Origin of the sequence: Oceanobacter sp. 3_MG-2023 (genome assembly GCF_030688925.1) — a bacterium.
In the GTDB taxonomy this organism is placed as follows: domain Bacteria; phylum Pseudomonadota; class Gammaproteobacteria; order Pseudomonadales; family Oceanobacteraceae; genus Oceanobacter.
The window spans coordinates 93,841-108,195 of record NZ_JAUYVX010000001.1 but is presented as its reverse complement, the minus strand read 5'-3'; the positions used below and the strand labels follow the sequence as shown (position 1 = coordinate 108,195).

At 52.9% G+C, this 14,355-nt stretch carries 14 protein-coding genes; 3 read left to right on the top strand and 11 right to left on the bottom strand.

The features are described from left to right. The first annotated feature begins 24 nt into the window (after nucleotides 1-24). Nucleotides 25-972, top strand: coding sequence for a transcriptional regulator FeaR (feaR, locus tag Q8W32_RS00505; protein WP_305413197.1), 948 nt, complete (start codon nucleotides 25-27; stop codon nucleotides 970-972). 249 nt (nucleotides 973-1,221) lie between these two features. On the opposite strand, the gene Q8W32_RS00500 is transcribed toward feaR, so the two are convergent. From Q8W32_RS00500 to Q8W32_RS00450, 11 genes are all read right to left on the bottom strand, one after another. Next, nucleotides 1,222-2,406: an alpha-hydroxy acid oxidase gene (locus Q8W32_RS00500; RefSeq protein ID WP_305413195.1), complete on the bottom strand. Its 1,185-nt coding sequence runs from the start codon at nucleotides 2,404-2,406 to the stop codon at nucleotides 1,222-1,224. 32 nt (nucleotides 2,407-2,438) lie between these two features. Further along, a complete protein-coding gene (locus tag Q8W32_RS00495; RefSeq protein ID WP_305413194.1) occupies nucleotides 2,439-3,425 on the bottom strand; it encodes a dienelactone hydrolase family protein in 987 nt (328 codons plus the stop codon). Nucleotides 3,426-3,482: 57 nt separating this feature from the next. Then, nucleotides 3,483-4,706: an OprD family outer membrane porin gene (locus Q8W32_RS00490; RefSeq protein ID WP_305413193.1), complete on the bottom strand. Its 1,224-nt coding sequence runs from the start codon at nucleotides 4,704-4,706 to the stop codon at nucleotides 3,483-3,485. A gap of 219 nt (nucleotides 4,707-4,925) precedes the next feature. Then, entirely contained in the window at nucleotides 4,926-5,423 is a 498-nt protein-coding gene (locus Q8W32_RS00485; protein ID WP_305413192.1) for a flavin reductase, read from the bottom strand. 22 nt (nucleotides 5,424-5,445) lie between these two features. Further along, the gene (locus Q8W32_RS00480; protein WP_303434333.1) at nucleotides 5,446-6,405 is read right to left on the bottom strand and encodes a PDR/VanB family oxidoreductase; all 960 of its coding nucleotides are present in this window, start codon (nucleotides 6,403-6,405) and stop codon (nucleotides 5,446-5,448) included. 126 nt (nucleotides 6,406-6,531) lie between these two features. After that, nucleotides 6,532-7,281, bottom strand: a complete 750-nt coding sequence (locus Q8W32_RS00475; protein ID WP_305413190.1) for an SDR family NAD(P)-dependent oxidoreductase — start codon at nucleotides 7,279-7,281, stop codon at nucleotides 6,532-6,534. Nucleotides 7,282-7,426: 145 nt separating this feature from the next. Further along, nucleotides 7,427-7,909 carry an aromatic-ring-hydroxylating dioxygenase subunit beta gene (locus Q8W32_RS00470; protein WP_305413189.1) on the bottom strand — a complete coding sequence of 161 codons (483 nt, stop codon included), beginning with the start codon at nucleotides 7,907-7,909 and terminating at the stop codon, nucleotides 7,427-7,429. A gap of 3 nt (nucleotides 7,910-7,912) precedes the next feature. Then, nucleotides 7,913-9,226, bottom strand: a complete 1,314-nt coding sequence (locus Q8W32_RS00465; RefSeq protein ID WP_305413188.1) for an aromatic ring-hydroxylating dioxygenase subunit alpha — start codon at nucleotides 9,224-9,226, stop codon at nucleotides 7,913-7,915. A gap of 84 nt (nucleotides 9,227-9,310) precedes the next feature. Further along, the gene (locus Q8W32_RS00460) at nucleotides 9,311-9,823 is read right to left on the bottom strand and encodes a nuclear transport factor 2 family protein (RefSeq protein WP_303434340.1); all 513 of its coding nucleotides are present in this window, start codon (nucleotides 9,821-9,823) and stop codon (nucleotides 9,311-9,313) included. A gap of 10 nt (nucleotides 9,824-9,833) precedes the next feature. Continuing rightward, nucleotides 9,834-10,196, bottom strand: coding sequence for an IacB protein (locus Q8W32_RS00455; protein WP_303434342.1), 363 nt, complete (start codon nucleotides 10,194-10,196; stop codon nucleotides 9,834-9,836). 52 nt (nucleotides 10,197-10,248) lie between these two features. Continuing rightward, entirely contained in the window at nucleotides 10,249-11,394 is a 1,146-nt protein-coding gene (locus Q8W32_RS00450) for an acyl-CoA dehydrogenase family protein (protein WP_303434344.1), read from the bottom strand. A gap of 765 nt (nucleotides 11,395-12,159) precedes the next feature. Here Q8W32_RS00450 and Q8W32_RS00445 point away from each other — a divergent pair. After that, a complete protein-coding gene (locus tag Q8W32_RS00445) occupies nucleotides 12,160-13,305 on the top strand; it encodes an ABC transporter substrate-binding protein (RefSeq protein ID WP_305413187.1) in 1,146 nt (381 codons plus the stop codon). A gap of 33 nt (nucleotides 13,306-13,338) precedes the next feature. Continuing rightward, nucleotides 13,339-14,322: a TauD/TfdA family dioxygenase gene (locus tag Q8W32_RS00440; RefSeq protein WP_305413186.1), complete on the top strand. Its 984-nt coding sequence runs from the start codon at nucleotides 13,339-13,341 to the stop codon at nucleotides 14,320-14,322. Nucleotides 14,323-14,355 lie beyond the last annotated feature (33 nt).

Sequence of the window (14,355 nt, the reverse complement as noted above, 5' to 3'; positions counted from 1 at the left end):
AAGTTTTAAAAAGTGAGATTTTGCATGCATCCACAATCTGACCTCGCGCATTGGGAATCTTCTGTACACGCAATTTGCGGCAATTTTTCGACCCACCCCCAGCGCCATATTCCTTTTTTGGGCAGCATCCAACTAAGCAATCTCGGCGGACTTGAAGTCGCTCATATAGAAACCAACGCCCATCGCGTTGAACGCGGCTATAAAGCCACCCAGGACGATCGCTACTGCTTTTTGATCCTGCAGACCGGGGGCGTCATGGGGTTCAGCGCCTGCAACGGTGAAGAGCTGGCCCTGAAGCCCGGAGAAATCGTTCTGATTGACTCTTCCTGGCGCTTCAACATGCTGCCACAAGGGCTGATCCAGCAAACGTCGGTGCACTTGCCACGCACACTGGTGCAGAACCTTTTACCGGGCAAACAGCCCTTTCACAAGCTATCCTCCAACGGCATCAGCACACAAATGTTACGCAATATGATGCAGCAATTACGTTACTCAAATACTCATTTTGGTGCAGCAGACAGCGAAGGTATGGCGTTACAACAGGCGCTGGCCTCCTTGCTGCAACCGGCACTAAACCTGCACGAACAAGCCCCTTCATCTTTGCGGGCACTGGCGGAACAGCATATTGTACGGCTCCTGCAAGATCATCGTTTGTCACCGGAACGGCTGGCCGATGAAATGCATATTTCCCGCCGCACTCTCTACCGGCTGTTTGAGTCCGAGGGTCAAAGTATTGCCCACCGCATCCTGACCTTGCGACTTGACCGCTGCAGCGCCGAACTGGAATGGCCTGGCAACGATGCCCTGTCGATCACGGATATTGCCTTCAAATGGGGGTTTTCAGATGTGTCGCAGTTTTCACGTGCTTTCAAGCGGGAACGCGGCATCTCGCCACGGGAATATCGGCAACTGTCACTGCAAGCCGCCAATATCGCTCAGGACACCAGCAGCCATGCGCCCGAGTTTTTTTAGCGGGAATGCTTGCGTCTTAACGCAGGGGTATCCCGCGATGCTTCCTGATAACAAGGCAGCCGGAAAAAGCCGGTAAAACCAATAAAAAAAACCAACCAAATGGCACCAATAAGCAGTATTGCTGTTGCAGTCATAACCTATGCTTCTCTGTTTTTTTATTATGGCTCCAGTCTGGCACAGACGTTCCCTACCGGTATGGCAAGACGCCATGTTTACGCCCGGCAAGGGCCGGATGGCTCAGATTGTCCTTTACTGCGAATCACCTTGTGCCAGTAACCAGCGACGATCCAGAGACGTAATGCCCCGGCATCCCATCAGGTTCAGCGATCGCCCGAGTTCTTCCTGAACAATCGTCAAGACCCGATCCACCCCGGCACCCCCATAAGCTGCCACGCCATACAAGGTGGTACGAGCCAGCAAAACGCCTTCAGCCCCTAACGCCAGCGCTTTGATAATATCGGTGCCACGCCGTACCCCACCGTCCAGCAACAGACTGATACGACCATCAACAACCGGTGCAATACGCGCCAGGGCGTCCAGACTGCTGCTTGCCCCATCAAGCTGGCGGCCACCATGATTGCTGACGACCACCCCATCCAGACCGAGGCTGATTGCCATCCGCGCATCGTCTGGATGCAGCACGCCTTTCAGAATCATCTTGCCGGGCCAGTTGGCACGAATCGCCGCCAACCGCTGCCAGTCCAGTCGGGTATCCAGTTGCTCGGCGATAAACTGCATGGCACCCAATGCCGTGCGCTCACCATCAGGCAAATAGGCATTCAGATTACCCATGGTCGGCAGGCCTGCGGGCACCATCACCCGCCACAACCAGCCAGGACGGGTCAAGACATTCAGCTTGTTGGCCAGGGTCAGCTGGCGTGGCGAAGCAAAATTGCGCCGGTCCCACTCACGATTACCAACCACCAGGGCATCACTGGTTACCACCAGCGTTGAGCATCCGGCTTTTAAGGCCCGCTGGAGCAAATCCTGCTCCAGCGACGGGTCTTTCAAGGCATAGAGTTGAAACCAGAGATCGGCATCCGGGACCTGCTGGCGAACCTGCTCCAGGGAGGCGTTGGCAACCGTACTGAGCGTAAAGGGCACGCCATGCGCAGTGGCTGCACGCGCCAGTTCGACATCCGCATTGGGCCACAACATGCCGTTAAAACCACTGGGGCCAATGGCCAGCGGCAGCTGGCTGGCCGAGCCAACCAGTGAGCCAGCCAATATGGGCGGGTCATTCGGAACCAATGTTTTGCTGTGCAAACGGTACTGCTGAAAAGCACTCCGGTTACATTGCAAAGTGCTTTCGTCTTCCGCGCCACCTTGCAGATATTCCCAGGCAAAACCAGGCAGCCGATGGCGGGCTACATGGGCCATTTCGGCCACACTGAGAATACGTTGCGGATCATAACCGCGGTAATACCGTCGCATGGTCGGCTTCCTGTCTGGTCTGGCCGGGGCGACTAGTGAGTCGCCACCCGTGCTGCAGGCACCGGCTCTTCAAGATCGAAGACCTGCGTGAAAAATTGCGGAAGCTTCAGCCGTACATCGCTGGCAGCAGCAGGGTTATAAACCCACGGCCCCGATGGCTGGACACACTCATCGCCCATGCGGAACATCCGGCCCGTTGCCTGATTCAGCAAGATGCCCTTGATGCCCTCCCGAATCGTGCAATCCCGTAATGAGCGTTCCAGGCCACTACGAACCTTTTCCGAGTGGACCAGGTCGAACGCATGTCCGGCATCCGGATAGCTGGTAATCTGGATATTGGCTCCGGTACTGGCGCTGCGACTGACGTAATCACGGCACTGGTCGACCGCATTCACCTGATCATTGGCACCGTGGTAAATCCGGATTGGTGCCTGTATCAGCTTGTCATCTTCACGATATTGAAAACTGCAATCAGGATAAAACGCCGCAATGGCAGCAAACGACAAGCCCGCCTGTCCGTACAAGGATTGCATCCGTTCCATGCCTGCGTACAGGGTCGCCTGCCCGGACTGCGTAAAGCCAATCAGTCCGATACGTTTGGGGTCAATACCCGGATATTTTGCCAGCTGTGCCAGCGCCGCGTAGGCATCCCGAATCAGCGCCATCCGCCGCAGACTGCTGGTGGACTCAATCCGGCCGTTGGTACTGTCGACCATAAAGGTGCCGATACCCCGTTGATTCAGTAACTCAACCCAGTCTTGCAGTTCGTAGGTATAGCCACTGGCACCGTACAGCAGGATCACCACCGGATTGTTGTCACCTGGTGGCAGTCTTAAAGCACCGACGATACCGGCCTGCTCGCCGCCCTTGCCCCGCAACAATTGCTGGTCGGACATGGTCACGGTCGTAAACGTTATGACATGAGAAGAAACTGCCGCCCGGACGCTGGTCGCATACAACACCAAACATCCCAGCAGCGTGATAGCCAGGCTCAGTCGCCTTGTTATTGATATAGCCATAGTGGTTCGCCACTGCCGGACTGTCTGTGGCAATCACAGCCAGCCCGGCATCAAGGCTCAGAAGTTAACAGTATAGGTAGTGGTTACCCGATACTCATCGTATCCAGCGGCAAAGCTGCGATCGATAAAGATACCGCGTACATCAAACGTCAGTCCTTTGAATGCACCTTCCTGCAGGCTGTAGGTCACGTACAGGTTTTTCTCGGTTTCATTTTCATCCGTCAAATCGCCCACATCAATGTCCGTACCCTTGATCATACGGGCGAACACTTTCAGGCCTGGCAAGGTGTCTTTGGCGTTATACATGTACACCAAACCAAGGGATTTTTCGTCTGGACGAACAAACGCCAGGTTTGACCACTGCACCAGATAAGGCTGCGGGATATAACCATTCAGGGTTGGGAAGAACTTGTCGTTGTTCATCTTCTGATAGTTAATCATCACCGCGTGATTACCCATGCTCAACGACTCACGTACACCAAATGCCTGGGTATCGTATTCGCCATTGCGGGCTTCACCGTCATCGCTGACGCGGAACAAACGCACGTCGGTGCGCGAACCCACATCGCCGAAGCGGGTTTTGTAGGTCAGGCCAGCGTACTGTTGCTTGTAGTAGTCGTTCAACGTCCCCAGGAAGTAGGTCACGTTCAACGCTTTGTTAACGTCATAGCTGGCACCAAAAAAGTCCAGGCCATCGGAACGTTCTTCATCGTTACCAAAGAAAATGGACATGCCTTCCTTGTCGGACGATTCACGGGTTACCACAGACCAGTAACGACCAGCGGTCAACGTCAGTCCGTCAATCTCCCTGGACTGCAGCATCGCACCTTCATAGATGGTATCCAGCTGACGGCTGGTGTCATCCCAGGCGATCGGCAGATGCGGACGATGATCACCAATGGTCAGTTCGCTTTTGGAGTATTTGGCCTTGAACGTGGCACCGGTACGGCCATAAGTGTCTGGCGCTTCACCGTCAGCGTGGATAGGCACAGAACCATCGTCACCATCGGCACTCATGATATAGGCCAACTGGGAAGACGCATCCAGACCCACCTGAATGGTCGTGTCGGTGTAACCGGAAGTGAACTGCAGGTCGCCACTTTGAGACCAGCTACCTACGTCGTCGGCATCAGTATCGTAGCTACGAGTCAGATAAAAGTTTTTCAGGTCCAGTTTAACGGTGCTGTCCGCAACAAAATCCGCCAGAGCGGTGGTTGGCAGAGCCAATCCCGTCACGGCTGACAGTACGATTCCGACTTTACACAGATTGCTTTGTTTCATTATATGTTCCCTTCTGCTTTTCATTGAGTACCAGTGACTGCTGGCGTGTGGTTGTACCGGCCACTCCTTCCCTTGCGGTGAAGAAACCGGCCTTACTCGCCTGGTAACAGAACGTCTTGCGCTCTGTCGCCCCCCTGTTGCCGACGCGGTCAAATCCCTGCCGCGTTCTTGTTATGGGTTACTCGATTACTGCACAAAAAATCGCAAGGTCACGTACACTCAAGACGCAACCGATTTGTCATTCAAGCAATGGTAAGCCCGGTTGAAATACACCAGACCGTCATCTGCATTACCGATGCGTACATCAGCAATGCGGCAATAAAATACGGTGTGGGAGCCCATTTCATGGCTCTCATGGATCACGCAATCGAAGTTCACCAGCGCTTCATCCAGTGCCGGAGCACCGGTTTTCAGACAGCTCCAGCGGTGCTTGGCAAAACGCTCTTCGCTGGTCAGTTCGCGGTTGGCAAAATCCCAGGAAACTCCCTGGTGCTCGCTGGTCAGCACGTTGACGCACAACGTCTTATTGGTTTTGAAATGTTCATGAGCGTAGGAATTGCGGTTCATGCAAACCAGCAAGGTCGGTGGCTCATCGGTGACACTGCTGACGGCGGTGGCGGTAAAGCCGAAGCGCCCGGCGTCACCATCGGTAGTGATAACGGTGACAGCTCCACCCAGCAACGACATGCCATTGCGGAATAATTGAATATCGACCATGGTATGGTTCCTCTAATGGTAGTTAGATGTCGAGTACTAGACGTGGGGATTTGGCGCGCGAACAACACAGCAGCATCTGGTCGTTGTCCTCTTTTTCTTCGTCGGTCAGGAACACATCGCGGTGATCCGGAATGCCTTCGATGACATCGCACAAACAGGTGCCACAGGTACCTTGCTCACACGATACCCTGACCTTCAGACCGGCTTCGGTCAGTGCCTGGGCAATGCTCTGGTTTTCGCCAACAGTCACGGTGATGTCACTGGCTTCGGCATACACTTCAAAGCTGCTGCCACCGGTTTCAACCTCGACCTGGAAAAATTCCTTGTGAATGCGTTCGTCGGCAAAGCCTTTGCTGGCGGCACTGGCCATCACCCATTCCATAAACCCGGCAGGGCCACAGGTGTACATATGGCTACTGTCATCGGCACCATCAAACACCCGATCCAGATCGACACCGGCACCGTCGTGTTCATCGTCAAAATGCAGGTGCACCCGATCGGCAAAAACGCTATTCAGCAGATCATCAACAAAGGCACAACTACTGCGCGAGCGACCGCAATACCACAAATCAAACGGCTTGCCTGCGGCGTGCAGGGCATACGCCATGGCGATCATCGGCGTCACACCGATACCACCACCAACAAGAATCGAACGACCGTCGGTAGCCGCCAACGGGAACAGGTTGCGAGGCGCGCTGATTTGCAGCTCGGTGCCTTCCAGCAACCGTTCGTGAACGGCGATCGAACCACCGCGGGAATTCGGGTCTTTCAAGACACCAACGCGATACGCACTGTTGTCGGCCGGGTCATTACACAGGGAATACTGACGAATCAGGTTATCACCCAGGTGCAGGTCAATATGGGCACCGGCTTCAAACGCCGGTAATGGCTGGCCTTGCGGGTCGACCAGCTCCAGGGCAACTACGCCTGCGGCGTGTTGTTCGCGCTTGCGAACCACGACGGTCAAGAGTTCGTCTGTCATACGCTATCTCCATCCGGTCAATACCGGCGTTTCTTCTACTGTGCAGCCACAAAGTGGCGGGCTGAATCGGGTGATCGTGCGGATTTATGCGGCGCCGTGGCGCTGACCGGAATCAGCGCCTGGCGACTACCGCATAAACAGGCCACCGTTCACATCCCAGGTCGTTCCCGTGGTGAAATAGGCTTCGGGGCGTGCCAGCTGCACGACCATGTCACCAATAAAGTCAGCATCACCAAGCTTGCCCGCCGGAATATTGGCCAGCAGGCCAGGCAAGCGCTCAGCAGGCACCAGCGCCTTCACCATGGGTGAATCGATCGGCCCTGGCGCAATGGCATTAACGGTGACGCCGCCAGCAGCAAGCTCTTTGGCAAACACCTTGGTCAGGGTCAGGATGCCGCCCTTGGACGCGGCATAATGGGCGCCGGTTGAGGTGCCGCCGTTTTGCCCGGCCAGCGACGACATATTGATCACGCGCCCATAACCCTGGCTGGCCATATAGCCGCCAATCACCTGACAACCGGCAAAGGTGCCGCCGAGGTTGATATTGACGACCTCATTAAATTCTTCGAGAGAGATATCCATCACTGGCGTCGCCCGGGTCACGGCGGCATTGTTTACCAGCACGTGCAAGGCACCCCATTGCTCCAGTACGGCAGCCAGGGCACTCTCGAAGTCGCCTTTGTTGGCCACATTGAGAACAACCGCCATGGCGGTATCGCCACTGGCATCCAGTTCGCGGGCGGCGGCTTGAGCGGCATCCAGGTTGATATCACTCAAAACGACGTTGTAACCCGCGCCATGCAGACGCCTGGCGATGTGGTTGCCCAGCCCCTGCGCGGCGCCAGTGACCAGTGCTACCTGTGTTGATACGGTCATGAATTTCTCCTCGGTACTGCTTGTTACTGTCGGTTGGTTGCTTGTTTACAAGCGACTGTCACACGGTTCTCAAATGGCTTTTAACGGCTTTAACAGCTTTAACGGCATCAAACGCAATCAGGGCGGCATGCCGCCCTGACAGCCGTTAGAAAATAAAGCTGACCGTGCGCAAGAAGCCGTCGGCATGCAGCAATTTCACCACTTTCCGATCAACCAGAAAGCCTTCATCCGTCGGAACCAGGCGGTATTCAATATTGGCTGGATAAGTCACCAACTTGCCGTGGCGCAGCTCGTTCAGCGTCATGGCACAACGGACAACCACAACGTCATCGCTGGCTTCCAGTACACGAATACGGGACATCATACGAACGGTGTAACCCACGGAATCAGCAGAAACCGATTCACCATTAATCAGGCGCGCGACTCGCATACGGCGCATGTCCGCATCGTCCAGAGCCAGGTTCAGGGTGTTGAGGTAATCGGTTTCATTCAGATCGGTCGGAACGATATACAGACCGCTGTCCGTCCACAGCGACAACCACTCCTGATAGCCTTTGTGATCCAGCAGGTCGGCTTCGTAGCCAATAAACTCGGTGACTTTGGCGAGTAATTCGGTATTGGATTTCATCGCTTACTTCTCCTCTGCCGGCGCAGTGTTGGTTGTGCTGCCAGCAGCCATCATTTTCTTGTATTGCTGATACGCACCACGCATACCGGTTTCAGAGCAGACGGCACCTTGTGGGTTACCATCAACCGAAGTCCGCAGCCTGGTCATGCCCCGGTTCACCAGAATCCAGCCATCTTTACCGGACTGAGAGCCCTTCTGTACCCGCTCCCATGCTTCGCCATCATCTGGCGTACCAAAGCCCATCGGGCCTTGAAAGTGTTCGTGCAAGCGCATGCGTTTGCGGTTAAACGCCTGAGGCGCACCTTCACCACCCAGTGCAACGTGCTGGATTTCGGTCTCGCCCACACTGACAGGACGCAGGACGCGGAAAAACGCCATGGAGCACGACACATTCGGGAACAGGTTGAGGTTGAAGCCGGTACCGTGTGCTGCACGCACCAGTTTTTTCACTTCATCTTCGGATTTGCCTTCTTCACGCAGCTCCGCTGCCAGAGCTTCGAAACGGGCAGGAATTGGCTGATCCAGGTCGGCTTCAAGATCCACCAGTTCAGGGATCATCACCATCACGCTGTGACCATGGCCGAGGTCTTCCACAAAACCCTCACCATCCAGGAAGTCGAAAATATCGGCTGTTGCATCGTCCAGAGAGCTGACGAAAGACTTGTGTACAATCGGGAAGTGGTACGCATCGGTGGTATTTTCGAGCTGGATTTTCCAGTTACCCGGGAAGTTGAAACGGTGTTCTCCCAGGACTTTCATTGGATAACCGCCGCCTTGTTTGGCAAACAGGTCGATCCATTTTTTGGCACCACCAAGGAAATCCACCAGCGGCTCAATGTCGTCATTGAAGGTGGCAAACACCATGCCCTGATAGGTTTCAAAGCGCAGGCTTTCCAGCGACATGTCTTTTTTGTCGAAAACGCCGTCGTATTCTTCAGGTTTTGGCAGTGCCCGCAGTGAACCGTCCAGGCCATAACCCCAACCATGATATGGACAGGTCAACGCCTTGGTTTTGCCTTTGCGGCCTTCACACACAGTGGCACCGCGGTGGCGACAGCGGTTTTGCAGCACGTGCAGATTGCCTTTGCGATCGCGGGTCAGAATCACTGGATGACGACCAACAAACGAGGTTTTGAAGCTGCCCGAATCCGGCACTTCACTTTCGTGGCCAACAAACACCCAGGTGTTGTTAAATACTTTATCCAGTTCTTCTTCGAAAATTTCCGGGTCGGAGTACAGTGACTTGTGGACACGTCCTTCTTCGACCATATCTGCCGCTTTCAGGCTGATATCTTGTAGTTCAATCAATTCACTCATTGTCGTCATCTCTGGTTGTTGGCCGGTGTGGCGCACGGTTCTATTGCCGGTTGCGTGGTCGTTATAGCTGCGGTCATGGCCGGGTTATTTTTCCGGCACTGGCAGCGGCTCGTCGCTTTGCCAATGATCCACCGGTCGGCTGAACAGATTCTCTGTCTGGAAATGGGCGATGCGCCAACGCCCTTCTTGTTGTTTAAAGCGCACATCCAGGCGGGCACTGTTAAGGTGCGATGCGCCGCTGGCAAAAGTGGAGGTTTGCAGCATGTTCCAGCTGGCATGCGCATGATCACGCTCCACCACGATCAGCTCGGAAGTCAGGAAATGAACGTTAAGAGCAAAATGCGGCGGCTCGGAAGCGTAACTTCCCAGCATGGTTACGATGGCATCACGGCCCTGAAAACCACCAAAGCTATTGGCGTAACGCTTGCCTTTGCCTTCCCAAACAGCGTCTTCAGTGAACAGGTCACCCAGCTCATCCATTGGGGTCTGCAACGACAACTCATCACACAGCGCCATATAGCGGTTGATGCAAGCCCGGATATCTCGCTCGCTTTCCAGTGCCTGCAAACGCTCTTTCAACACGTCAATTTCATTCATTCCGGCGACCTCAGCTGCGTTGTACGATCAGTTCACGACCGGTACGCGCTTCCACTTTGGCGTAACGCCACAGTTTGTAAGGCGTCTCTCCAACAGCGGTGCTGCGGAACAGGTTGCAGCAGGCAACGACGGTGTCGTAATCAGCCACATCGGCCATCAGGTAGGTTGTCCATGGGTAGCCGGATGATGGGCCAACCATGCTTTGGTCGTCGTCCATGTTGCCGATCACGGTCACACCATCCATGTCATGAATGCCGTTCCACATTTCACCAAAGGCAGCCCAAACATCGAGTTGCTCTTCTCTGGGGGCATCCATGAAATTCTGGTTGATACCCATGCAAAACAGTACGCGGAGGGGTTTTTTATCACTCATAATGTGTAGCTCCTGGCGGTTAATTCAGTCGGTTACGATGTTCTAACAGGTGTTACAAATAACCCGGATACGGGTCGTGTCCGAAGAAAATGGCACCAGCATTACGGAAAGTAATTGCGCCCATAAAGGCGTGTTGAGTCGCCATCATCGAATCCCGCAAAATGCGTGATAACGGGTGATCGGTATAGGTGCTGGTCATGCCTGCCACCTGATAGGCAATACGAACTGCCTCGGCACATTCATGGGTCAGGTGACTGGTTGCCAGACGGATCAGGCTGACCTGTTCACGGGACGGCTTTTCACCCCGCTGGATGGTCTCCCAGGTGTCTTCCGTCACTTCATAGAAAAAGGCTCGTGAAGAGCGCAATTTGGCTTCGGCCTTGGCAACTTCAATCTGGACATATTCACGCTCACCCAGATTCGGTGCACCGGTCACCGATTTACGTCCGGCAGCCATGGCCTGAACCACGTCAAGTGCTTCCCGAGCCAGGCCAGCCGTAGTGACAGACAGAACCTGGGCGGCAAATGACAGGCTTGGATATGCAAAGAAATCGGATTCGATATTGGGTTTGCCGCCACGAACGAACGTCCATTCTTCTGGTATAAATACATCATTGACGACCATGTCGTGGGAGCCGGTGCCAACCATGCCGATAACATCCCAGTTGGGTTCAATCGTCACCTGGTCGGCTGGCATGACTGCCATGCGTGGCAGCGGTTCGCCGGCATCAGGCTGGATACCAACACCGATCAAGGATGCCCCCATGGAGCCACTGCCAAACTTCCAGCGACCAGAGACCCGGTAACCACCCTCTACTTTTTGGGCCGGCTGCGTCGGGAAAATACCACCTGCAAATACCACATCCGGGCCTTCTGCCCACACCTTGTCGATCGTTTCTACCGGCAATGCCGCCAGGTAGGCCGGGTTCATACCAAAGCTGGCCACCCATCCGGCAGAACCATCAGCGGCCGCAATGGCTTCAACCATTTGCAAAAACTCGGTCGGGCTACGCTCATCACCACCCAAGGCTTTCGGCACCATGGCGCGATAAACACCAATACTGCGAAAACGCTCAACAATGTCTTGCGAAACGTACTGTTGGTCTTCGAATTCCTGGCGGCGCTGGCGTATGTCGGTCAGCAGTTCATCGAATGCAGGCCCTCCCCAGAGGGACTTGTCGATCTGATATCCAGCCATGATTCTCTGGTCTCCTGTTAATAATGGACTGAGCCAGTTGCTGACTCGACAGCCGCAAACAGACCTGGTGGAGTCTTCATGCTGCGTAACTGTTTATCCGTAAAAATTGGCCGAGATACACTCGTGCCCCGTTGCGTTTTTTTAAAATCGCCCAAAAACAGACACACTGTCAATTGAAATTTCAATTAAATTTCAATGCACAAAAATGGACGTGTTTTTTAATAATGCACTGATCTGGGTCAAAAATTCACACTGTTCAAAAAACACTCAATTAGTCAAAAAAATATCACTAAGTTATTGTTTTATATGAATTTTTTAATAAAAATCACAAGGAGATACAAAATAAATGAGTAGTTTATTCCCACTCAGGCCCCACAAATGAGCCTCCGACAAACATTCCATCTCCATTAATAAAGCAGCTAAAAAAAGAATTTATTAGATTATTTTTTAATTTGTTTGTGATCCAAAAAGGCAAAGCCAAAACCGCCAAAAAAACTTGAAAAGTCTAGTGTTTTCGGGGAATCCGGAGCGTTTCAAGGACGCAAAACCAACACCGTTGAGCCATGTTTAATGGGCTGGATTTACCGAACAATCGTACAGTCCAGACATGATGCCGATACGAAATTGGCACAGTCACTGCTAGGCTATCTCCAGTCAGTCGTTCCCAACGGGTTCGATTCATTACTCAGCCTGCAAGGCAACAAGGTTCCGTTAACCACGGTAACCACTCATTCAAAACAGCCTTGCACCTAAACGGAGATCATCATGCTGTCCAAGAAATTACTTCCTGTACTGCTGGTTGGCGCAACACTGGGGTTTAACGCGGCTCAAGCCGATATCAAGATTGGCGTAGTGACCTCTTCCAGCGGTCCAATTGCACTAGTCGGCATCCCTCAGAAGAATTCAGTGCCGCTACTGCCAAAACGCATCGCCGGTGAAAAAGTCACTTATATCCATTTGGATGACAGCAGCGATCCCAGCACTGCTGTTAAAGCGTTTAAAAAGCTGATTAATGATGACAAGGTTGACGCATTGATTGGTCCTAGCGGGACGGCCAGCGCAATGGGTGTGATCCAGTTTGCTGCTGAATCCGGCACCCCCATGCTGGCACCAACCGGTAGTGCAGCGGTTGTTCTTCCTATGACAGAACAAAAAAAGTGGGTCTTCAAGACCACTCAGAACGATGACCTGATTGCGAGTGCCTTAGTAGAGCAAATGCAAAAAAATGGCGTCAAAACCCTTGGCTTGATTGGGACTGCCGACCCTTACGGTGAAAACTGGGCCAAAGTAATGGGTGGTTTGACAGCCAAAGCAGGAATTAAAATCACAGCCACCGAGAGTTTCCAGCGCCAAGACACGTCAATCACCGGCCAAGCACTCAAAGTATTGATGGCAAACCCGGATGCCGTATTGATTGCCGCTCCTGGCAGCTCATCGGTTCTTCCACAAACCACACTGAAAGAACAAGGCTTCCGTGGCGCATTTTATCAAACCCACGGAGCTGCACTGGATCCCTTCTTGCGTCTGGGAGGCAAAGCAACCGAGGGCACTATTCTGGCTGCCAGCATGATGCTGGTACTTGACGAGGTACCTGAGAGCGCGTCTAAAGACATTGCTGCTGACTATATGGATTCATATGCCCGCATTTATGGCAACCATCCCGCAACTTTTGGCGCGAACGTCTACGATGCCGGACTGCTGCTTCAAAATGCCATTCCAGTAGCACTGAAAACAGCCAAGCCTGGCACCAAAGAATTCCGTGCTGCATTGCGTGATGCGCTGGAAAACACCAAAGAATTACCGGGAACCCAAGGTGTTTACAACATGACGCCTGAAGATCATAGCGGCTTTGATGAACGCGGCAGAGTAATGATTACCGTCAAAGACGGTGAGTGGAAATTACTGAAATAAGATTAGATCAAAGCAAACGCCGGAGAACGACACATGAGCATTATTCTGAATAAACCCATCACTGATCCTGTTGCCTGGAAAGGTCAGGAACTGATCCGAGATGATTCCTGGATTTTTCATCTATCTGATGAATCTCTGGCCGGCGTTGCAGAAGCCTTAGCCCTCTGCAAAGCCAGGGGAGCAAAGGTTCCGAATATAAATAAAGAAGACTTCCCCGTAGATGGACAATTAAAGGAAGATATTAAATTTTTCTGTGAAGAGCTGGAAAATGGTCGAGGATTCATGTTGATCCGAGGCCTTAACAAAATGGGGTATAACGAAGAAGATCTTGCCATTATCTATTATGGAATTGGCCTTCATATGGGCACCCCTGTCAGCCAGAACCCCAAAGGGGATATGCTTGGGAAAGTAACCAGCGTTGGTGATCCGAACCAACGAGATACCCGAGTTTATGAAACGAACTCTTATCTTCCTTACCATACCGATTTATCGGATGTCGTTGGTTTATTGTCTATCCGAAAGGCTAAAACCGGAGGGCTCAGCAGTTTGGTTAGTGCGGCAACGGTATACAACGAAGTTCTGACCAGGCATCCAGAATATATCGGCCTGCTATATCGACCATTGTACTTCAATCACCTAGGTGAAGAACTTCCAAGCTTGTCACCAATATTCAGCTATCACGATGGCAAACTCGCCTGCCGCTATCTCCGCAAATACATTGAGGATGGACAAGCTATCCGCAAGGTCAGCTTATCGAAAGTTGAAGTTGAAGTTCTTGATCTGATCGACTCGATTATTCATGACAATACAATTCGCATGGATATGATGCTCGAACCAGGTGATATCCAATTTGCTAACAACTATACCGTCATGCACTCCCGTACAAGTTTCGAGGATGATGATGACCCAGCACAAAAACGCCTTTTGTTGCGCCTATGGCTCAAAATGCCAAATGCCCGAATCCTTGCTCCAGAGTTTCCTGGCAGAAACGGTATCCAGGCAAGAGAGCCTGCTTAGTATCTGAGCCAGCTCCGGAAAAACGTATCGACA